Consider the following 19215-nt stretch of genomic DNA (forward strand, 5'->3'; position numbering starts at 1 on the left):
TCAGGCCACCATCGCCTCTGCCTTCTTGAGGTCAACCGAAACCAGCTGGCTGACACCCTTTTCCTGCATGGTGACACCAAAAAGACGATCCATCCGCGCCATCGTCACCGCATGGTGGGTGATGATCAGGAAGCGGGTGTCGGTCTGGCGGCACATCTCATCCAGCAGATCGCAGAAACGGGTGACGTTGGCGTCATCCAGCGGCGCGTCGACCTCGTCCAGCACACAGATCGGCGCCGGGTTCGACAGGAACACCGCAAAGATCAGCGCCATCGCGGTCAGCGTCTGCTCGCCGCCAGAGAGCAACGACAGTGTCGACAGCTTCTTGCCCGGGGGCTGGCACATGATCTCAAGCCCCGCATCCAGCGGGTCGTCGCTTTCGACCATCACCAGATTGGCCTCGCCGCCGCCGAACAGATGGGTGAACAGCATGGCAAAGCTGTTGTTCACCTGCTCAAACGCGGTCAGAAGCCGCTCGCGGCCCTCTCGGTTGAGGCTTGAAATGCCGTCACGCAGGGTCTTCACCGCGCCTTCCAGGTCCAGCTTTTCAGCCACCAGCGTGTCATGCTCGTTCTGCACCCCGCGGGCGTCTTCCTCAGCCCGCAGGTTGACCGCACCCAAGGCGTCGCGCTGACGCTTGTAGCGGTCCACATCGTGCTCCAAATCATCCGAGGCCGGCATCTCATCCGGCGACACGCCCAGCTTCTCCAGCAGTGCCTGCGGGGTGATCTGCTGCGCTTCGATAATCCTGCCCGCCGCTTGCGTGACGGCTTCCTTGGCCGCATCGCTGCGCGCCTCGGACCGTGCCCGCGCCTCGCGTGCTTCCGACGCCAGCCGCTCGCATTCGCGCTCCTTATGGACAGCCTCGCGCAGTTCTGCCTCAGCTGCGATCAGCGCCTCGGTCGCTGCGGACTTGCGCGCTTCAGCCTCAGAGATTGCCTCGTTCAGCTCTTCGCGTTTCTCGGCAATTTCCGCCGGGACCGCATTGGCCTCTTCCAGTTCCTCCTGCGAGGCCTCGCGACGCTCCGCCAGCTCCTCGATCCGCGCCTCGGCGCTTTCCAGGCGGTGGCGCCAGCCGGACAGCTCCTTGGTCACTTCCTGCCCGCGCTTGGTGCGGGCCTCGCCCTCGCGGCGCAGCTCGTCATGGCTGGAGCGGTGGGTCAGCATGGTGATCCGCGCCGCCTCAACCGACTGCTTGATATCCTCAACCGCAGTGCGGGCCTGGTCCAGGTTCCCCAGCTCTCCCAGCGCCTTCTCAGCCTCTTTCAGCTGCAGGCTGGCGCTCAGCGCGTCTTCCTCGTGGCGCGACACCGCGATGCCCAGGGTTTCCAGCTTGCCCTCGGCCAGGTTGCGGTCGGCCTCTGCACGGCTGAGGGCGCGGGCCGCATCAGCCACCCGCTGATCTGCCACCCGGCGCGCCTGGCGGGCGTTCTGATCGGCCAGCGTCACCTCTTCCAGCTTGCGCAGCAGCATCTCATGCGCGGCGCGGGCACCGTCGGCAGTGGCGCTGACACGCTCCATTTCCTGCTTCAGCGCTTCCAGCTTATTGAGCTGTTCCAGACGCAAGGCAGCGGCACTCGGCGCATCTTCGGCCCAGGCGCGGTAGCCGTCCCAGCGCCACAGATCGCCTTCCAGCGTCACCAGCCGCTGTCCGGGCTGCAACTGCGCCTGAAGGCCCGCTGCAGCATCGCCATCCACCAGTCCGATCTGCGCCACCCGGCGCGACAGGGCATCGGGACCGGAGACAAACAGCGCCAAGGGCTGCGCACCCTCCGGCAGTGCCGCGTCGCGGTCATAGCCCGGCAGGGACAGCCAGCCGGTCGGCCCGTCGGCATCCGCCAGCGGCGCGCGCAGATCATCCGCCAGCGCTGCGCCCAAAGCCTTCTCATACCCCGGCGAAACAGTCAGCTCATCCAGAACCTGGCCGCCTTCGGCGGTGTCGCGCTCCACCAGCTTGGCCAGCGCCGTCACCTCAGCCCGCAGCGCGCCCAGCTCGCCCTCTGCCTCAGAGCGCTGCGAGCGTGCCTCGGCCTCGCGGGCCTGAGTTTCGGTGCGCGCCTCGTCCGCCGCTTCCAGCGCTTCCTCTGCCATCTCAGAGGCTTCACGCGCCTCTTCCTCAGCCGAGACAGCCGCCTCAAACTTCTCCGCCGCCAGCTTCAGCGCCTCCTGCGCCTCGCCTTGGGCAGCGCGGGCCTTCTCTGCCTCGCCCTCGGAACGGCCCAAGGCGCGCTGGCAGTCCTCGACCGCACGCCGCGCTGACTGGTGCCGCGCCGCCAGACGGGCCACATCCTCAGTCACCTGCGTCAGATGGTCCTCGCGCGCCTGCAGAATCGAGCCTGCATCGCGCGCCAGCTCCGCGGCCTCGGCCAGCTTGCCGTCATGGCCGTCGCCAGCCTTGGACAGCTCCCGCTGCTCCCATTCCAGCCGCTCGATGGTTTCGCCAGCGTCCTTGTTCAGGCCCGCCTCACGCTCGATGTCGTTGCCCAGCTGCACGATCCGGCTGCTGAGCCGTTCGATGGTCTGGCGCGCCTGCGCCTCCTGATCGCCCAGCGAGTCGCGCTGCACCACCAGCCGCTGCAGGATAGCGGCCGCAATAGCCTCTTCCTCGCGCAGGGGGGGCAGTTTTTCCTCAAACGTGCCGCGCTGAGCGGCAGCGGCACGCACCAGCGCCTCCGCCTTGGCGGCCTGCTCGACGCGCACCCTCAGCTCATCCTCTGAGGCCAGCCGCAACTCATCCGCCTCGCGCCAGCGGCGGTACAGCAGCATACCCTCCGCCAGCCGCAGCTTCTCCCCGATCTCGCGGTAGCGCTGCGCCTGCCGCGCCTGTTTGGCCAGCTGCGCCAACTGGGCGGCCAGCTGTTCAATCACGTCATCAACCCGCAGCAGGTTGGCCTCGGTGTTCTTCAGCTTCAGCTCGGCCTCGTGGCGCCGCTGATAGAGACCAGAGATCCCGGCTGCCTCTTCCAGAATGCGGCGGCGCGCCTTGGGCTTCGCGTTGATCAGCTCGGCAATCTGTCCCTGCCGCACCAGCGCCGGCGAATGCGCGCCGGTAGACGCATCGGCAAACAGCATCTGCACATCGCGCGCCCGCACGTCCTTGCCGTTGGATTTATAGGCACTGCCCACATCGCGGGTGATGCGGCGCACAATCTCCAACCCGTCGGCATCATTGAACCCCGACGGCGCCAGCCGCTCGGAGTTGTCGATGTTGAGGCTCACCTCAGCAAAGTTGCGCGCCGGCCGCGAGGAGGTGCCGGCAAAGATCACGTCCTCCATGCCGCCGCCGCGCATCGCCTTGGCGCGGGTTTCCCCCATCACCCAGCGCAATGCCTCCAGAAGATTGGATTTGCCGCAACCGTTTGGACCCACAACCCCTGTCAGCCCATCGGCAATGACCAGTTCGGTAGGATCGACAAAGCTTTTGAAGCCGTTCAGCCTGAGCTTGGAAAACCGCAAAGCTGCCCCTTCGTGATTCCGTATCGAGAAAGTTCAGCGGTTCCTACCCGTTGAGTCAACGCTTCGCACCCCCAAATCGGGGCGAATTCTGTTCAAACCACACCATATCTTGTGGATAACCCGCAGGATCCGGCGGTGTTTTGCCAAGCAGCAGCCTGTCAGGCCTCAAAGGGACCGCAACAACCGCCCCAGCCGGGCAATGCCTTCCTCGATGGCCGTATGGTTGGAATTGGAGAAGCTCAACCGGATCGTGTTCTGGCCGCTGCCATCGGCAAAAAACGCCTGGCCGGGGACAAAGGCCACCCGTTCCGTCTCCAGCGAACGCGCCAGCAGGTCTGCGCCGCTCATGCCATCCGGCAGGGTCACCCAGATGAACATCCCGCCCTCAGGCCGGGTCCACTCCACGCCCTCCGGCATATGTGCCGCCATGGCCGCCAGCATCACGTCGCGGCGGCGCTGATAAACCGCGCGCAGCTGTTCGACATGTGCGTCGAAACAGGTCTCTGCCACGCCATGCACAGCCATCTGGTTGATCGACGAGGTATGCAGGTCCGCCGCCTGTTTCAGCAGCACCATCTGCGCAATCACCGGCTTGGCCGCCACCGCCCAGCCGATCCGCACGCCCGGCGCCAGCGTCTTGCTGAAGGTGCCGCAGTAAATCGTCCGGCAGTCCTCGATCGAGCCCTTCTGTTCAATCTCAAGCGCCAGCACCGGCGGCACCGGCTCCCCGTCATAGCGCAGCGACTGATAGGCCGCGTCTTCGATGATGGCACAGTCCAGCGTGCCCGCGATGTCCAACAGCCGCAGCCGCCCGGCACGGTCCAGTGTCTCGCCGGTTGGATTGGCAAAGTCCGGCGACAGATAGGCGAATTTCACCGCGCTGCCGGCCTCCGCCGCGCCTTCGGCATAGCTTTCCGCGGTGCGGTTTCCATTCAGCGACAGCCGGTCATAGCGCGGCTCATAGGCGTTGAAGGCCGCCAGCGCCCCCAGGTAGGTCGGCCAGCCGACCAGAGCAGTGTCACCCGGCGACAGGAACAGCTTGCCCAGGTAATCCAGCGCCTGCTGCGAGCCGGAGGTGATCAGCACGTTTTCAGCCCCGCAGACAATCCCGATCTTCGCCATCTCCGCCACAATCCATTGGCGCAGCGGCAGGTAGCCTTCGCTCACGGAATACTGCAGCGCCTGCGCCTGCCGGTCCGGTGACAGCGCGGTCTTGAACGCCTCGGCAAATTCATCCGCCGGAAACAGTGCCGGATCGGGGATACCGCCGGCAAAGGAGATGATGTCCGGCTGGTCCAGCAGTTTCAGCAATTCACGGATTTCCGACGCCTTCATCCGGCTGTTGCGGGTGGCAAAGATCTGGTCCAGCTGCATGGCTCTCTCCTCGCTGAGCTTCCATGATCACGGTAGGAGGCTCCAAAATAAAGTCAATAATGCTGACCTATTGTTACAGCCTTCGTGATGCGTTGCTCTTGCAGCCACCCGCCCCGCGTGGTCATATAAATTGACCAATCCGCCAGAGCGACCAGATGCCCTTCCAGAAAGTCCAGCCCGAGAAACTCTCCGCCTCCGTCGTCAAGCAGATCGAGCAGCTGATCCTGCGCGGCATCCTGTCGCCCGGTGAACGGCTGCCTGCCGAACGGGAACTGGCCGAACGGCTCGGCGTTTCCCGCCCCTCCTTGCGCGATGCCATCGGTGAGTTGCAAGACCGCGGCCTGCTGGCGTCCAAGGCCGGCTCCGGCGTGTTTGTGGCCGATGTTCTAGGTTCCGCCTTCTCCCCTGCCCTGATCCAGCTTTTCGCCACCCATGATGAGGCGGTGTTCGACTACCTCTCCTTCCGCCGCGACATGGAAGGGCTCGCTGCCGAGCGCGCAGCCCGGTTCGGGTCGGACTACGACCTGCAGGTGATCCAGGCGATCTTCGACAAGATGGAAGCAGCCGGCAATCCCGCCGTGTCCGAGGAAGCGGCCCGGCTCGATGCCCAGTTCCACTCCGCCATCATGGACGCCAGCCACAACGTGATCATGCTGCACATGATGCGCTCAATGTTCGATCTGCTGCGTGAGGGCGTGTTCTACAACCGCCGCATCATGTTCCAGCAGCACACCACCTATGAGGCGCTCCTGGAACAGCACCGCGCCATCAACGCCGCCCTGCAGGCCCGAGACCCGCAAGGAGCCCGCACCGCGGTGGAGGCGCATCTGGACTATGTGAAACAGGCCCTCACCGACCACCAGCGGGCTGAGCGCAATGCAGAGGTGGCAAGGCAGCGGCTGGAGCATGAAACGGGCAAGGGCTGACGATACAGGTTAATGATCGCCAAGCGGGACGAAGCGCCATTTCGCTGCACTTGCTCTAAGGGCAGCAATTCGTGGCGGCACCCCTTATTGTTCCCCTAGCTTCGCAGAAACTAACGTATCGCCAGTCTTAGGATCAACCAGCCAGGATCTATCTCCAATCTGGCAGCACAACCAGTCCCGTTTAGTAGAAGTCAAAATGGAAACCCGGCTAGCTTCTTTGAAGACTGCCAGTTCCTGATAGGGAGCGGCACCATGGTACAGCGCGACAGTGCCGTCGTTTCTGGTTACCTTCAGGCTGTCGTCACGAAAGTAGCGCTCGCCCACATTTAAGAGGAGGCGGTGGAAAGGTTGGGTCGTCCGCCATATGGTACTTTGTTGCTCCCGGGCTTCATATTCGGGCAAAGCATCCACAATGCACCGCTGCGCCTTTTTCAAGTCATCGATGGTGAAATGAGGGTCGTAGGGATCGACTGTTTCTAACAGCTTTGCCCCGTCCCGAAGCGCATCGTCCCAAATCGTATCTCCAAAGCGTTGACGAAATTCAGGAGATGCAAAACCTTTTTCCATGGCTTCCAGAATGTGCTTATGCTTTCCATCAGATATTTGATTTCCAGCGAAGCACTCAATCACGTCAGCGGAATCGATAGTGGCAAGTTCAGCTTCAACAGCCCGTACCTCCTTTGCGAGGCCGTCATACCCTAAACGTTCTAGAAATCGGCGTATACGCGGCACGTCTTCAAGATCGCCGGGCGGTTCCATGAATTGCCAAAAGCACCACCCAGGTTCGCGATCTTCACGATTGATTGCACCAATCGCGAATGCTCTGGCCTCTACAAGAATGTCAGGAAGTTCATCTAGGCTAAGATACAAACGCCGATAGTTTTCTACTGTGCTCCAAGCAGTCTCGTAGGCTTCGTAAGGTTCATCTTCATGTCTGCTCGAAGGTGAACCTTCGGGCCGCCATATGGGGAGTTTGTCGAGTCTCATGTGAATAATCTTTTTGAAGTAAGCCGGAGCGAATGTTGATACCTGCTTCACACCAAACGCTGGCAACAATAAGGCGATAAACCGAAGTCAGCCTGGGATTTGGGTAGGCCATTGATCCCCACACTCAAGTGTAGCGACTTTGGCAGTTAACAGCAGTAGACATTCAAACCTATCGCAGCATCAGTCACTATGGGCTCAATACGCCCCTTCCCCAAACAAAAAACCCGGCCACTCGGACCGGGTTCTTTTAACTTGCCTGTATCAGCCAGCGCTTAGTGCAGCTTGGCGTCCACATCCGCGATGGCGGCGTCGATCAGCTTGTTGGCCTCGGCGGCGGTCATCTGCTTGGAGATCACCTGATCCGCAGCGGCAACAGCGATGGAGATCGCCTGGTCGCGCACTTCTTTCACAGCCGAAGCCTCTGCCGAAGCGATCTGCTCCTCGGCAGCCGCCAGACGGCGGGCGATGGAGGTTTGCAGATCGGCCTTGGCCTGTTCAGCTGCACGGGCAGCTTCGTCACGGGCGGCAGCCACGATCTGATCGGCCTGGGCCTGAACTTCCTGCTGCTTGCGCTCATAAGACGCCAGAACGGTCTGGGCCTCTTCACGCAGGGCGCGGGCTTCGTCCAGTTCCTTCTGGATGCCTTCGGCGCGGTTGTCGAGCTGGCCAGCCAGCAGCGACGGCACCTTGGCAAACAGCAGGATGCCGATGAACAGGATGAACGCCAGCGCAACAACCAGGTTGGTGTTGGACAGGTCCATGCCGCCGCCGGCCGCAAACGCGGGCGAAGCCGCGCCAAGGGTCAGGGCAAGAGCGAGAATATTGCGCATGTCCTTATCCTTTCGTCCGCTCGGCAACTGCCGCGGCAACTGCGTCTTTGTCTGCCGAACCGCCCAGAGCAGAAACCAGCGCTTCTGCAGTATCGGTGGCCACGGCCTTCACGCTTTCCAGCGCGCCGGCCTTGATTTCGGCGATAGCCTTCTCGGATTCGGCAGCCTTGGCAGCGATCTGTTCGTCTGCTTTGGCGATGGCCTCATCCAGCCCGGCCTGAATTTCTGCGCGGGTCTCGGCAGCGATGCGCTGCGCTTCCGCACGGGCATCCGCCAGAGCTTTGTTATATGCGTTTTCGGCCTCGACAGCCTTGGCTTTCAGGTCTTCAGCCGCGGCGAGGTCGTTGGTGATGGTCCCCTGACGCTCGGCCAGCACCGCAGCAATGCGGGGCAGCGCGACGCGCGACAGGATGAGGTAGATCACGACCAGGGCGACCACGAGCCAGAAGATCTGGTTCCCGAAGGTCGAGAAGTCCAGCTGCGGCATTGCGGAACCGCCGCCGTGTGCTGCCTCTTGCGTATTTGATGCCATGTCGTCCTCCCAGGAACTTGCCGTTACACCGGGCAGCGCAGGATCTGCACTGCCCGGCCGTAAGGAAATAGGTTCCTAAGGTCTTAGACGGCGAACATCAGCAGCAGAGCGACCAGGAACGAGAAGATGCCCAGTGCTTCTGCAAACGCGATGCCGATGAACAGGGTTGCGGTCTGGCCGGCAGCTGCCGACGGGTTACGCAGAGCGCCTGCCAGGAAGTTGCCAGCCACGTGGCCCACACCGATTGCGGCTGCGCCGGAACCGATTGCTGCCAGGCCTGCGCCGACGAACTGACCGAGTTGTGCGATATCGCCTTCCATGATTTCTCTCCTTACGATGGAATGTGGTGATTTCTAGGGTGGGCGGGACCGCTCAGGGCGCCGCCCGGTAAGCTTTCAGATCCTGGCCTTAGTGGCTCGGGTGCAGTGCGTCCTTCAGGTACACGCAGGTCAGGATGGTGAACACGTAGGCCTGAATGAAGGCCACCAGAACTTCGAGTGCGTAAACCGCGGTGATGGCAAAGATCGGCAGGAAGCTGAACATGCCCAGTGCTGCGGCGAAGCCTGCGAACACTTTCAGAACCGCGTGGCCGGCCATCACGTTACCGGCAAGACGGATGGAGTGGCTGACGGGGCGCACGAAGTAGGAAATCAGTTCGATGATGGCCAGGATCGGGCGGAGCGCCAGCGGCGCGCTCGACACCCAGAACAGACCCAGGAAGCCGACACCGTTCTTGACGAAGCCAACCACGGTCACGGTCACGAACACCAGCGCCGCCAGAACCGCGGTCACCGCGATGTGCGAGGTGGTGGTGAAGGAGCCGGGGATCAGACCCAGAAAGTTGGCCATCACGATGAACATGAACAGGGTCATGATGTAGGGGAAGAACTTGACGCCGTCCTTGCCGGCCACGTCCTCAACCATCTTGTAGATGAAGCCATAGGCCAGTTCCGCAACCGACTGGGCGCGGCCCGGCACGATGGCGCGGCGCGAGGAGCCCAGAACCAGCAGCGCGAACACGGCGGCAACAGCCAGCGCCATCCACAGGGTCACGTTGGTCGGGGTGTACCAGGAGATGTGATCGCCGAACAGCGCGCTCACCTGGAACTGATCCATCGGATGGATCGCCAGCTTTGCTTCCGCCGGAGCGAAAATCAGACCCGACACAACTACCAGTGCCAGAGCTGCGAAAAAGAAAATTTTGCCCATCGGTCCGCTTCTCCTGTCGCCGGTCGCCGATCCCGTCGGATCAATCCCGGTCTTGCGCATTTTTGTCGGCCTCTTCGGCCAGTTTCTCTTTCTGGATCTCCTGCGCGGTGCGAAGCATTGTCTTCACCCCAGCCGCCAGGCCCAGCATTATGAACAGCACCATGAAGATGGGCAGGGTTCCAAACAGATGGTCCAGCCCGTATCCGATGCCAAAGCCGATCCCGAGACCGGCCACCAATTCGATCACCATCCGCCAGGCCTGATTGGCCAGGGAATAATGCTCATCCGCGCGCGGCTTGGGCTCCTGGGCCTTACGCGCCGCCGCCAATTTCTCCTCCAGCTGCGCCATGCGCTGCTTTTGGTCGTCATCGGTCACGGGCGCCATCCTCACGCGAATTTCTAGTGAGGGTGCTAAGGCCACGGAGCCGAGGAGTCAATTACAAGGATTGAAGATTCAAAATACCCCCATCCCATTGTTTATGCGCAGTATTTTTCTAACTCCTATGCGCCGCGCCGCTCTGCCGCAGGTGCCGTTAGCGCCAAACTGCACCGGAATCCATATTCAACCAAAAGGTTGATTTTAGCCGGCGGGCGGTTTCGGCAGCCGCCAGCGCACAATCCGCCCGTCAATCAGCAGCAGCCCTGCCAAGATTGCTGCCATGCCCCACAGGTGCTCTGCCAGCAGCGTCTCGCCCAGAATGTAAGTCCCCAGAAACAGCGCCGACACCGGCGCAATCAGCGTCGGCATGGTGATATTGGTCGGCCCCACCTTGGGCAGCACCCAGTAGAACGCGATGAAGGCCGCCGAGGTCAGCACAAAGCCGATCACCAGCAGCGACGCCCAGGTTTCCATACGCGTGATCACCGGCAGCCCCTCGCTCCACAACGCCAGCGGCGCAATCGCGGCGGTCGACCCGGTCAGCGCGATCGCCACCAGCACCACCGGCTCCATATCCCTGAAGCTGCGCGCGATATTGACAGAGAAGGCATAGCACAGCGGCGCGCACAGGGTGATCAGCACCGCCCAGGCTTCCGAGGACTGGCCGCCCTCAAGGATCGGCAGCGACAGCAGCACGATCCCGAGGAACCCGCAGATCACCCCCAGCGATTTCAGCACCGTCGCGCGCTCACCGCCGGGCCAGAAATGCGACACCACCACCGCCAGCGCAGGTGTGGTCGCATTGACGATCCCCGCCACGCCGCTGGCGATATGCTGCTGGCCCAGCGCGTAGAATGCAAAGGGCCCGGCATAACTGAGCACGCCGAACCCGAACAGCGCCAGCCAGCGCCGTGCATCGACCGGCACGGTCTTCCGCGCCGCCAGCACATAGATCCAGCAGCCCAGCGCTCCAAAGCCCACACGGCCCATGGAAACCGACAGCGGCCCCAGCTCGCGCAACAGGATGGCGTTGAACATGAAGGACATGCCCCAGCCGATGCCCAGAATGAAGATCACCGCCCAATAGCGCAACGCCATGCCAACTGCCCTCTCGAAATGCCTTGCACCGATCCATCGCAGTTTTTGCAGGATTGTCGACCCGCTTCTTGCCCTTTAGGAGTATCAGGCATGAGCGACACCCTCGACACCGTCTTTGCAGCCTTGGCCGACCCGACCCGCAGGGCGATCCTGACCATGCTGCTGGAGGACGACATGGCCGTGACCGACGTGGCAGAGCCGTTCGAGATGTCACTGGCGGCCATTTCCAAGCACCTGACCATCCTCACCCGCGCCGGCCTCATCGCGCAGGAAAAGCGCGGCCGGGTCAAATGGTGCAAGCTGCAGCCCGACGCAATGCGGGCCGCCTCTGTCTGGATGCAGGGCTTCGGCCAGTTCGAGCCGGTGAACCTGGATGCCTTCGAGCGCTTCCTGGAGGCAGAGCACCTGTCAGAGGACAGCCAGACCGGCAGTTAGGGCCACTGGCCCCTAGCGGACGACAAACACCGAAATTTCGGAATGCAGCACCAGATGGCTGGCGTGGGACGAGAACACATAGTCCAGAATGCCGGGCATATGTGTCGCAATCACGATCAGGTCCACCTCCAGCTCCTTGGCGGTCCGGGCCAGGATAGAGTCCATCTCCGACCCCACATCCACCGAATGCACAGGCAGCGCCTCTACCCTTGCACCGCTGCTTTCGGCCATCTTGCTGGCCAGTGCTGCCAGCTCATCGCCGGACGGCCCCAGGGTGTGCGCGCCTTCAATCTGCTCGCCCGTCACATGGACCAGCGTCACGCGTGAGCCATGGTTGGCGGCAAAATCCGCGGCCACGTTCAAGGCCTTCTTGACCGCCGGGGGCATGTGCAGGTCAACGGGCACCATGATATGATTGAACATCTTTACCTCCTTTTCCTGACGCGTCCCTCAAGGCCAGCATACAGGAAAACGAGGGGCTTGGGTTGACCTGCCGCAAGCGCGCCCAGCAGGAAGTGCTCAGGCGGGCAGCGTTCAGGCGCGCACCGGCTTGGCGTCGCCTTCCAGCAGCATCACCAGTGCGGCCACCGACATCACCACCCCGATCAGCACCATGCCCGGCGGCGCGCCGCGGCCCAGCGCGATCTCCCAAAGGATCACCCAGCTGGGGGTCAGATAGGTATAGGCCATCACCTTGGCCGATGGCAGCCGCAGGGTGGCGTATTGCAGCAGCACAAAAGTGGCGGCACTGGCAAAAAACGCCAGATAAAACAGGCCGATCCAGACAATGCCCGGCAGCTGCATCCAATCGGTCGCCAGAATGTCCTGCCAGCCGAACGCCGCCAGCAGCCCGCCGCCCGCCAGCAGCATGCCGAAGGTGAAGACCACCGCAGGCTCCCCGCGGTTCAGCTTGCGCACCATCGGCGTGTAGATCGCGTGCAGCACGCAGCCCCAGAAATAGATGATCTCGCCCTGTCCGATCTGAAATGCCGCCAGCGCTCCTAGGTCGCCGCGCACGATCACCCAGACCGCGCCCGCGGCCCCGATCGACAGCGCCAGCGCCATCCAGCGGGTGGTGACCTGCCGCAACAGCAGCCAGCCGAACCCCGCGCTCATCACCGGCACCAGCGTGAACACCGCCGCCGCGCTGACCGGCGCCGCGGTCTGCAGCCCGTAGAACATCAGCACGAAGTAGCCGCCGAACAGCCCGCCCAGAACCGCAAACCGCCAGGGCGCCTGAAAATGCACCCGCCGCATTCCAGTGGTCGCCATGGCGGCAACGCCAATGACCACCGCAGCAATGCCGAACCGCGCCGCGTTCAGCGCCGCCGGCGCAATCTCATTCGCCACCATCACGCCCAGCGAGAACGACCCCGCCACCAGCGCCGAGAACAGCAGCATCGCCAGATGCCCGCGCAGCGCCTCGCTCACAGCTGCCATTCCTTGGCCTGTTCCTTGAGGAACTTCAAAAACGCCTGCACCTTGGTGGTGCGGTGCAGGTCCACATGGGTCACCAGCCAAAGGGTGCCCTCCCATTCTTCCTGCGGCGCCATCATTTCCACCAGGTTCGGGTTCTGCCGGGCCTCCCAGGCTGCCATGAATCCAATGCCCGCGCCGCTGTGCACCGCGTTCTGCATGGTGAACCCGTTGGAGCAGCGGAACGAGATCGCGTCAGCCGGCGCATGGGTCCGCAGCCAGCGCGAAAACGGCGCGCGGCTGTTTTCATCGTCATTGCCGATGAAGCGGTGATTGGCCATGTCCTCGACACCCTGCAGCACGCCGTATTTTTCGGCATAGGCCTTGGAGGCATAAAGCCCGACCTGCTGCTTGATGAAGGGCTGTACCACATTGTCCGGCTGATCCGGGGCGTTGCCCGCCCGCACCGCCACATGCGCCTCGCCGTATTCCAGCCGGAACAGGCGGTCGCCGGTCAGATAGCGGATGATCAGCCCCGGGTGCATGTCCTGGAATTCCTTCAGCGCCGGCACCAGCATAGGTGCAAAAGACGCCAGCGACGTCACCACCAGCTCACCGGAGACATCATCACCCTGCCCCTTCAGCCGACCGACCAGCTGGCTGAACTGGTCATCGGTTGCCTGCGCCACTCGCAAAAGGTCCTGCCCAGCCTCCGTCGGCGTGTAACCGCGGGCGTGGCGCTGGAACAGCTTTACCCCCAGCCGGGCCTCAATGGCGTCGATATGGCGGATCACCGTGGCATGGTGCACGCCCAGCACTTCGGCAGCACCGCTGACCGTGCCCATCCGGGCGACCTGATAGGCGGTGCGCACCTCATCCCAATTGTCCATGGCTGCCTCCTTGCCAATCCGCGCGACATGCGCACACGCGCACACTCGATGTTACTTTTGCGGCGTTGCGTTCGCAAATGCAATAACCCAAATCTCTGTCAGCAACAAGCACAGGAACACCAAAATGACCCGCACCGTTCTGCACCTCGACTCCTCCGCCCGCACCGAAGGCTCGGTGACCCGGGACCTCTCCGCACAGATCGTCAGCCGCCTGGACGCGGACACTGTGATCCGCCGCGACCTCGCCGCGCCGCTCCCGCTGCTGGACGGCGCCTGGATCGGCGCCAACTTCACCCCGGCCGACCAGCGCAGCGAGGCAGACAAACAGCTGCTCGCCCTCTCCGATGCGCTGGTGGAAGAGCTGAAACAGGCCGACACCATCGTGATCGGCGCGCCGATCTACAATTTCTCGGTGCCCTCCACGCTCAAGGCCTGGATTGACCTGGTGGCCCGCGTCGGCGTCACCTTCCGCTACGAAGAAACCGGCCCCATCGGCCTGCTGGACGGCAAGCGCGCCATTATCGCGGTGGCCTCTGGCGGCACCCAGGCCGGGTCCGACATCGACTTTGCCACAACCTACCTGCGCCATGTGCTGGGTTTCATCGGCATCACCGATGTCCAGATCGTGGCCGCCGACGCCATGTCCATCGACGCCGAGGGCGCCCTGGCCAAAGCGAAAAACCAAATCGAAGCGCTGGCGGCCTGATCCCCGCACTGCCGCGCGCTCCTGCCGCCAGCCACCCCCGGCTGGCGGCCTTTTTGCGTTTGGCAGCGCGGCGGGGCCTGTGCCACTCTGCCCGCATCCGCATTTCAAACCACAGGCATTCCCATGAAGAAGATCGGCATTCTCGGCGGCGTCGGCTGGGCCTCCACCCTCGATTACTACCGCGCCATCTGCGAAGGCGCCGGGCGGTTCTTTGCGGACCGCGGCGCGGGCTCGCCGCTACCGGTGCCGCCGATCACCATCGAATCCGTAGTGCAGGCCCAGACCCGCGCCTTGCGCGGCCGCCCGGGGGATGAGGCCAGCTGGGCCGCTTTTGATGCCGTCTTCCGCGAGGCGATGCTGACGCTGGAACGCGCCGGCTGCGACTTTGCCCTCATCGCCTCCAACACCCCGCACGCCCGCCTGCACGCGATCCGCGAGGGCGTGGTGATGCCGATCCTCAGCATCTTCGACGCCACCGCAGAAGCCACCGCCGCAACCGGCGCCACACGCGCGCTTGTGCTGGGCACCGCCGTCACCATGCAGGCCCGCAACTATGCCAGCGTGCTCGCCGCACACGGGGTCGGTGCGAACGATACCCTGCCGCAGGACGAGATCGCCGAGATGCAGGCAATGATCGACGAAGACTTCTACGGCGGCGCTTCCGCCACCGCACAGGACCGCCTGCTGCGGTTTTGCAGCAAACACGCACAGCCCGGCACCGCCATCCTGCTGGCCTGCACCGAACTGCCGCTGGCCTTTCCCGATCATGTCGACGACGTCAGTTTCGAGGCCGGCGGCTTCCTGTTCGTGAACCCCTCCGCCGCCCATGTCGCCGCCGCGCTGGATCTGGCGCTGGCGGACGAAAAGGCCGGTTAGACCCAGCGCACCTCAACGCCGGTGCGCTCAAAGAACGCCATCACATCATCGCGCTTCATCGCCACCGTGCGGTCATTGACCAGCGGGTGCATATAGATCACGTCGGCTTCCTGCGCCTGCGCATCCATATAGAAGGTGACGCCTTTCTCCGCGCCGGTAATCATTGCCAGCGGGCTGACCGCGCCGGGACGGATGCCGAGGTTCTCCAGCAGCCGGTCGGCTGAGCCGAAGGACAGGTTTCCGATGCCCAGCTCAGCGCCCAGCGCCTTCAGGTCGATCTCGCGGTCCTGCTGCAGCGTCACCAGATAATTCCGCTTCTTCTTGTCCCGCAGGTACAGGTTCTTCAGCCGCAGCGCGTTTTCACCCGGCACCATGAACTGCTCCTCGACGCCCTTGGCGTCCTCCACCGTGCGCAGCGGCACATGGGTATGCAGCTGATAAGCAATACCCCAGTCGTCCAGCTGCTTCAGCAGCGCATCCGAGGAGATGGGCAGGCTATCCTGATAGGCCGATGACGCATCCATGATCTTACTCCGCAAGCCGTTCCGGTTTGCAGCGCAGATCACAAAAAACGGCCACGGGACGCAAGAGGTGTTCCGCCCCCTGCGCCCCGTTTTGCGCCATCTCTGTGAAGGGCGGGCGCGACCGCCCGCCGCCTGGCCAGATCACGCCTCGGCGAAATCCGCCCGCCGCGCCTCTTCGTAGTGGTCGAAATCGGTGCTGAACCAGCCGGTGCCGCGAGTGGCGCTGGCCAGGGTACTGCACAGATCATCCTGCGCCGACATCGGCAGCAGCGTCTCAAACACGTCCCAGCCCGCGACGCCGTCTTCGGCCTCGAAGCCCAGGATCTGGCCTTTCATGCCGCTCACCACCGGCACCAGCCCGCCGGTGAACACCGACGGCACATGGATATGCACCCGCATGATCGGCTGCAGCAGCACCGCGCCGGCCTCCGCCAGCGCCTCCTTCACCGCGTTCTTGCCCGCGGTGCGGAACGCATAGTCGGAGCTGTCGACCGAATGGTGCTTGCCATCTTTCAGCGTCACGCAGACATCCACCACCGGATGGCCATTGAGGCCCAGCGCCAGCGCCTCGCGCGCGCCCGCCTCGACCGAGGGGATGTAGTTCTTGGGCACCGCGCCGCCCTTCACCGTTTCCTCGAACACAAACCCGCTGCCGCGCGGCAGGGGCTTCACCTCGATCACCACATCGGCGAATTGGCCGGCCCCGCCGGACTGTTTGCGGTGGCGGTGATGCACCTGCACGGGTTTCTTGATGGTTTCACGCAGGGCCGGCGGCACCGCCCCTTCTTCCACCTCGACGCCGAACTCGTCCTTCAGCGCCTGCTTGATCCGGCGCATGTGCAGCGGCCCCTGCAGGTTCAAGAGCACATGGCCGCTGGCCTCGTCCTGGCCCAGCACCAGCGCCGGGTCGATTTCCGCCAGCCGTTCCAGCGCGGTGGACAGGCGCGCATCGTCGCGCTCATTCACCGGGGTGATCACCCGCCGGAAGGTCGAGGGCCGCGGCTGCGCCCACTCCGGCAGCGGCGATGCTCCGTCCGGCCCATAGGCAAAGCCCAGGTTCAGATGGTCAGACTTCACCGCCTGCCCCATGTCGCCCGGCGTCAGGCTGGTATTGGCTGCCGATCCCATGCCGGTCAGCGATCCCAGCGCCGCACCGCCAACCGGCACGCCGTTGCCGACACTGCCGTCCAGCGCCCGCACCATCACCGTCTTGCCCAGATGCTTGACCAGATCCGCCATACAGCCGACCGCCACCACTTTGCCGTCCTGCGACAGCCGCTCCAGCGCCACACCCACATCCGGGGCCTCATGGCGCAGCGACTTCATCAGCCGCATAATCCCGTTCTTATGCTCTGCCGATCCCATCAGCGCCGGGATCAGGTCGTTGTGCTGCAGCACCTTGGTGGCCACCTCATAGGCCTCCTCCGCCATCACCTGCTGATCCTCGATCAGCTCCTCCAGCAGCGTGTCGTCAAAATCCGCCAGCGCCTCCAAAAGCTCAGTGCGCGCCTCCTGCTCACGCGCGTACATCGCCACCGGCAGCTCGATCAGCGCCGAGGGCTTGCCCTCCTGATACTGCCATGCGCGTTCGGAAATCAGATCCACAGCACCCACAACCTGACCATCCTCGCGGATCGGCACCTGCCGCAGGATGATGTTGTGGCTGCAATAGGCCTGAAGCGCGGCAACGATTTCCGCCACCCGGTCCGCTGCCTGGTCCATACGATTGACAAAAATAAAGGCGGGAACTCCCGCCTCCTCCAGCTTGCGCAAGTAAGGCGCGCTGAGGACCGCAGCGCCGGCATCAGCCGGAACGCAGAGGACGGCAGCATCGCTGGCCGCCAAGGCCGGTCCCGCCTGCGCCAGGTTATCGGCGCCGCCCGCAATGTCGATCGCGGCCCAGTCCTCCCCCATAAATGAAAAAGGCTGCAAAGCGGCGACGCCTGCAACCTCCTGCCTCTTGCCCGCGGCACTGTCCAGATTGGCCAGCGCCGTAGCCAGCGTTGATTTGCCGGACTGCGACGGTCCCAGAATAGTGAAAACGCGCATGTTCTCAGATCCTCCCTTAGCTGATGCGAATGCCCGCCTAGGACCGCAGCCGCCAAGGGCGTGCAGCTTGCCTGTGCCAAAGATCTGCCTCGGTGCTCTTCTGAGCGCCCCCTGCCGGTGAGTGGACAGCAAGGGGCCGTTCTCGATGTTGGCCAAGCGTCCGCCCCCGAGTCAAGCGCGCAGAGGGCGTAGCGGCGGCACCCCGCGCACAGTTTTGACGCATCCGCCGCCGTTTTCCCCTCTCCCCCGGCCTTCCCTTGGGTAAGCTACCCCCATGAAAATCACCCGCAACACGCCCGAACAGCTGATCCTGTCCGATACACCCTGGCTGATCGGCATCATGCTTGTCTTTTTCATCCTGGTCTTTGCCGGCGCCGGCCTCGGCATGCTCAGCCAGGGCGGCGACCTGATCCTGCCAGGCCTCGTCTTTGCCCTGGTTGGCGGCGGCATGGGGGCACTGGCCTTCTGCCTGTTCGTGCGCCGGGTGCAGGTCATCCTCGACCGCCCCGGCGGCAGCGTGGTGATCCGGCGCCAGTCGGTGTTCGGCTACAGCAAGGTGGAGCACCATCTCGCCGACCTCTCCCACGCCGAGGTGGAAAGCACCACCAGCCGCCGCGAGGGCCGCACCCGCACGCTCCACCGCCCGGTTCTGGTGCTCGACGGCGGCATGAGCGCCGGCCGCCACCCGGTGGTCGAGGCCTACACCAACGGCCGCGGCGCCCAGCACCTGGCGGAGGCGATCAATGCCTGGCTGCCGGCCAGCGAACAAATGCAGGAACACTCTCAGTAACTGACAAGCATCTTCGCCATCCCGTTCCAGGCACGTTTTTTAGTTGAAACCGTCGCTATTGTCAGAGCTACTAACTCCTGCTCGCACAATTTCAGAATTCTCCTGAGCCATTTCCCCTCTGCCAAGCAAGGCATAACTACAGATGCAGATCACCCGTGAAACGCCGGATCAATTGATATTAGAGTATCAAGACTGGCTGGCGCCGGTTGCGCTGAGCATCATCGCACTGGTCCCGGCCTTTTATTCTCTTAGGTGGACTTGGCACGGAGACATCTCAATTGCTGCGGTTCTGGCAGCTATAGCAGTTGTTTTGCTCGGACTGGCCGCATTGAGCCTGGATCGAAGCCAACTGATTTTCGACCGGCAAAGTGATCAAATGACCCATCGCAGAAAGACAGCCCTCCAATTCGATGAACTGAAGGTCCCACTAGCTGCGGTAGAAACCTACACGCTCGACATTGCGGCATCAGAAACGGGCAAGCCGGAATACCAGCCCTCACTGCTGATCAAATCGGATGAAGGCTACTTCTTCCGCCCGCTGATCTCGCGCCCTGGCACTTCCTCTGCACATATTGAAACAGCAAACCGCGTCAACGACTGGCTGGAAGCCGCAAAGGTTGACTCCGGCCCCTAATCCGCGTATCGCCTGCCCAAACATCCGGGAGATCTGAGTCTTCCGGTCCCTGCCCGTGCCAGGGATCGCCCCCCACCAGCGTGTTACGCCCGTGGGGGCAAACT

Annotated in this window: 20 protein-coding genes; 6 read left to right on the plus strand and 14 right to left on the minus strand. The window is 63.4% G+C overall.

Going from position 1 to position 19215, the window contains the following annotated elements:
• Both RA25_RS08530 and RA25_RS08535 read right to left on the minus strand, forming a co-directional pair.
• The gene (locus RA25_RS08530) at positions 1-3456 is read right to left on the minus strand and encodes a chromosome segregation SMC family protein (RefSeq protein ID WP_039171541.1); all 3456 of its coding nucleotides are present in this window, start codon (positions 3454-3456) and stop codon (positions 1-3) included.
• 165 nt (positions 3457-3621) lie between these two features.
• Complete coding sequence (locus RA25_RS08535) at positions 3622-4830, minus strand: aminotransferase-like domain-containing protein (RefSeq protein WP_039171545.1); 1209 nt, start codon at positions 4828-4830, stop codon at positions 3622-3624.
• Between the two features lie 155 nt (positions 4831-4985).
• On the opposite strand from RA25_RS08535, the gene RA25_RS08540 reads away from it, so the two are divergent.
• Complete coding sequence (locus tag RA25_RS08540; protein WP_039171547.1) at positions 4986-5756, plus strand: FadR/GntR family transcriptional regulator; 771 nt, start codon at positions 4986-4988, stop codon at positions 5754-5756.
• An 84-nt stretch (positions 5757-5840) separates the two neighbouring features.
• On the opposite strand, the gene RA25_RS08545 is transcribed toward RA25_RS08540, so the two are convergent.
• The 7 genes from RA25_RS08545 to RA25_RS08575 all read right to left on the minus strand — a co-directional run bounded on the left by RA25_RS08545 (position 5841) and on the right by RA25_RS08575 (position 10791).
• Positions 5841-6743: a hypothetical protein gene (locus RA25_RS08545; RefSeq protein ID WP_152612177.1), complete on the minus strand. Its 903-nt coding sequence runs from the start codon at positions 6741-6743 to the stop codon at positions 5841-5843.
• Positions 6744-7015: 272 nt separating this feature from the next.
• Entirely contained in the window at positions 7016-7573 is a 558-nt protein-coding gene (locus RA25_RS08550; RefSeq protein WP_019296634.1) for a F0F1 ATP synthase subunit B, read from the minus strand.
• A 4-nt stretch (positions 7574-7577) separates the two neighbouring features.
• A complete protein-coding gene (locus RA25_RS08555) occupies positions 7578-8105 on the minus strand; it encodes a F0F1 ATP synthase subunit B' (protein WP_039147162.1) in 528 nt (175 codons plus the stop codon).
• 83 nt (positions 8106-8188) lie between these two features.
• Positions 8189-8425 (minus strand): F0F1 ATP synthase subunit C, encoded by a 237-nt coding sequence (locus tag RA25_RS08560; RefSeq protein WP_008553903.1) that lies wholly within the window; start codon positions 8423-8425, stop codon positions 8189-8191.
• A gap of 88 nt (positions 8426-8513) precedes the next feature.
• Positions 8514-9314, minus strand: coding sequence for a F0F1 ATP synthase subunit A (locus tag RA25_RS08565; RefSeq protein WP_039132155.1), 801 nt, complete (start codon positions 9312-9314; stop codon positions 8514-8516).
• 40 nt (positions 9315-9354) lie between these two features.
• Positions 9355-9699, minus strand: coding sequence for an AtpZ/AtpI family protein (locus RA25_RS08570; RefSeq protein ID WP_175392902.1), 345 nt, complete (start codon positions 9697-9699; stop codon positions 9355-9357).
• A 195-nt stretch (positions 9700-9894) separates the two neighbouring features.
• Positions 9895-10791: a DMT family transporter gene (locus RA25_RS08575; protein WP_039171555.1), complete on the minus strand. Its 897-nt coding sequence runs from the start codon at positions 10789-10791 to the stop codon at positions 9895-9897.
• A 90-nt stretch (positions 10792-10881) separates the two neighbouring features.
• Here RA25_RS08575 and RA25_RS08580 point away from each other — a divergent pair, with 90 nt between their 5' ends.
• Positions 10882-11226 carry an ArsR/SmtB family transcription factor gene (locus RA25_RS08580; protein ID WP_019296639.1) on the plus strand — a complete coding sequence of 115 codons (345 nt, stop codon included), beginning with the start codon at positions 10882-10884 and terminating at the stop codon, positions 11224-11226.
• Positions 11227-11238: 12 nt separating this feature from the next.
• Here RA25_RS08580 and RA25_RS08585 read toward each other — a convergent pair whose 3' ends face one another.
• From RA25_RS08585 to RA25_RS08595, 3 genes are all read right to left on the minus strand, one after another.
• Positions 11239-11649, minus strand: a complete 411-nt coding sequence (locus RA25_RS08585; RefSeq protein WP_039138014.1) for a universal stress protein — start codon at positions 11647-11649, stop codon at positions 11239-11241.
• 111 nt (positions 11650-11760) lie between these two features.
• A complete protein-coding gene (locus tag RA25_RS08590) occupies positions 11761-12666 on the minus strand; it encodes a DMT family transporter (protein ID WP_446720369.1) in 906 nt (301 codons plus the stop codon).
• Complete coding sequence (locus tag RA25_RS08595) at positions 12654-13532, minus strand: LysR family transcriptional regulator (protein WP_019296642.1); 879 nt, start codon at positions 13530-13532, stop codon at positions 12654-12656. Before RA25_RS08595 ends, RA25_RS08590 begins: the two co-directional genes overlap by 13 nt.
• Before the next feature lie 124 nt (positions 13533-13656).
• Between RA25_RS08595 and RA25_RS08600 the strand changes: the two genes are divergently transcribed.
• Together RA25_RS08600 and RA25_RS08605 are read left to right on the plus strand one after the other, a co-directional pair.
• Positions 13657-14238: an FMN-dependent NADH-azoreductase gene (locus RA25_RS08600; protein WP_039171558.1), complete on the plus strand. Its 582-nt coding sequence runs from the start codon at positions 13657-13659 to the stop codon at positions 14236-14238.
• Positions 14239-14361: 123 nt separating this feature from the next.
• Positions 14362-15114 carry an aspartate/glutamate racemase family protein gene (locus RA25_RS08605; RefSeq protein WP_039171560.1) on the plus strand — a complete coding sequence of 251 codons (753 nt, stop codon included), beginning with the start codon at positions 14362-14364 and terminating at the stop codon, positions 15112-15114.
• Here RA25_RS08605 and RA25_RS08610 read toward each other — a convergent pair.
• Entirely contained in the window at positions 15111-15638 is a 528-nt protein-coding gene (locus RA25_RS08610) for a prolyl-tRNA synthetase associated domain-containing protein (RefSeq protein ID WP_039171562.1), read from the minus strand. The two genes, RA25_RS08605 and RA25_RS08610, sit on opposite strands and share 4 nt — an antisense overlap.
• Before the next feature lie 141 nt (positions 15639-15779).
• Positions 15780-17687, minus strand: coding sequence for an elongation factor G (locus RA25_RS08615; RefSeq protein ID WP_039147173.1), 1908 nt, complete (start codon positions 17685-17687; stop codon positions 15780-15782).
• A gap of 274 nt (positions 17688-17961) precedes the next feature.
• Here RA25_RS08615 and RA25_RS08620 point away from each other — a divergent pair, with 274 nt between their 5' ends.
• Both RA25_RS08620 and RA25_RS22650 read left to right on the plus strand, forming a co-directional pair.
• Complete coding sequence (locus tag RA25_RS08620) at positions 17962-18477, plus strand: hypothetical protein (protein ID WP_019296647.1); 516 nt, start codon at positions 17962-17964, stop codon at positions 18475-18477.
• 142 nt (positions 18478-18619) lie between these two features.
• The gene (locus RA25_RS22650; RefSeq protein WP_152610497.1) at positions 18620-19111 is read left to right on the plus strand and encodes a hypothetical protein; all 492 of its coding nucleotides are present in this window, start codon (positions 18620-18622) and stop codon (positions 19109-19111) included.
• The last annotated feature ends 104 nt before the right edge of the window (positions 19112-19215 follow it).

Source organism: Leisingera sp. ANG-S5, assembly GCF_000813925.1.
Taxonomy (GTDB): domain Bacteria; phylum Pseudomonadota; class Alphaproteobacteria; order Rhodobacterales; family Rhodobacteraceae; genus Leisingera.

What these genes read in the sequence shown, in the direction of transcription:
- RA25_RS08605 (WP_039171560.1), top strand. Translation starts at nt 14,362, where the DNA reads ATGAAGAAGATCGGCATTCTCGGCGGCGTCGGCTGGGCCTCCACCCTC.
- RA25_RS08545 (WP_152612177.1), bottom strand. Translation starts at nt 6,743, where the DNA reads ATGAGACTCGACAAACTCCCCATATGGCGGCCCGAAGGTTCACCTTCG.
- RA25_RS08570 (WP_175392902.1), bottom strand. Translation starts at nt 9,699, where the DNA reads ATGGCGCCCGTGACCGATGACGACCAAAAGCAGCGCATGGCGCAGCTG.
- RA25_RS08575 (WP_039171555.1), bottom strand. Translation starts at nt 10,791, where the DNA reads ATGGCGTTGCGCTATTGGGCGGTGATCTTCATTCTGGGCATCGGCTGG.
- RA25_RS08590 (WP_446720369.1), bottom strand. Translation starts at nt 12,666, where the DNA reads ATGGCAGCTGTGAGCGAGGCGCTGCGCGGGCATCTGGCGATGCTGCTG.
- RA25_RS08535 (WP_039171545.1), bottom strand. Translation starts at nt 4,830, where the DNA reads ATGCAGCTGGACCAGATCTTTGCCACCCGCAACAGCCGGATGAAGGCG.
- RA25_RS08600 (WP_039171558.1), top strand. Translation starts at nt 13,657, where the DNA reads ATGACCCGCACCGTTCTGCACCTCGACTCCTCCGCCCGCACCGAAGGC.
- RA25_RS08555 (WP_039147162.1), bottom strand. Translation starts at nt 8,105, where the DNA reads ATGGCATCAAATACGCAAGAGGCAGCACACGGCGGCGGTTCCGCAATG.
- RA25_RS08615 (WP_039147173.1), bottom strand. Translation starts at nt 17,687, where the DNA reads ATGCGCGTTTTCACTATTCTGGGACCGTCGCAGTCCGGCAAATCAACG.
- RA25_RS08560 (WP_008553903.1), bottom strand. Translation starts at nt 8,425, where the DNA reads ATGGAAGGCGATATCGCACAACTCGGTCAGTTCGTCGGCGCAGGCCTG.
- RA25_RS08620 (WP_019296647.1), top strand. Translation starts at nt 17,962, where the DNA reads ATGAAAATCACCCGCAACACGCCCGAACAGCTGATCCTGTCCGATACA.
- RA25_RS08565 (WP_039132155.1), bottom strand. Translation starts at nt 9,314, where the DNA reads ATGGGCAAAATTTTCTTTTTCGCAGCTCTGGCACTGGTAGTTGTGTCG.
- RA25_RS08610 (WP_039171562.1), bottom strand. Translation starts at nt 15,638, where the DNA reads ATGGATGCGTCATCGGCCTATCAGGATAGCCTGCCCATCTCCTCGGAT.
- RA25_RS08580 (WP_019296639.1), top strand. Translation starts at nt 10,882, where the DNA reads ATGAGCGACACCCTCGACACCGTCTTTGCAGCCTTGGCCGACCCGACC.
- RA25_RS08585 (WP_039138014.1), bottom strand. Translation starts at nt 11,649, where the DNA reads ATGTTCAATCATATCATGGTGCCCGTTGACCTGCACATGCCCCCGGCG.
- RA25_RS08550 (WP_019296634.1), bottom strand. Translation starts at nt 7,573, where the DNA reads ATGCGCAATATTCTCGCTCTTGCCCTGACCCTTGGCGCGGCTTCGCCC.
- RA25_RS22650 (WP_152610497.1), top strand. Translation starts at nt 18,620, where the DNA reads ATGCAGATCACCCGTGAAACGCCGGATCAATTGATATTAGAGTATCAA.
- RA25_RS08595 (WP_019296642.1), bottom strand. Translation starts at nt 13,532, where the DNA reads ATGGACAATTGGGATGAGGTGCGCACCGCCTATCAGGTCGCCCGGATG.
- RA25_RS08540 (WP_039171547.1), top strand. Translation starts at nt 4,986, where the DNA reads ATGCCCTTCCAGAAAGTCCAGCCCGAGAAACTCTCCGCCTCCGTCGTC.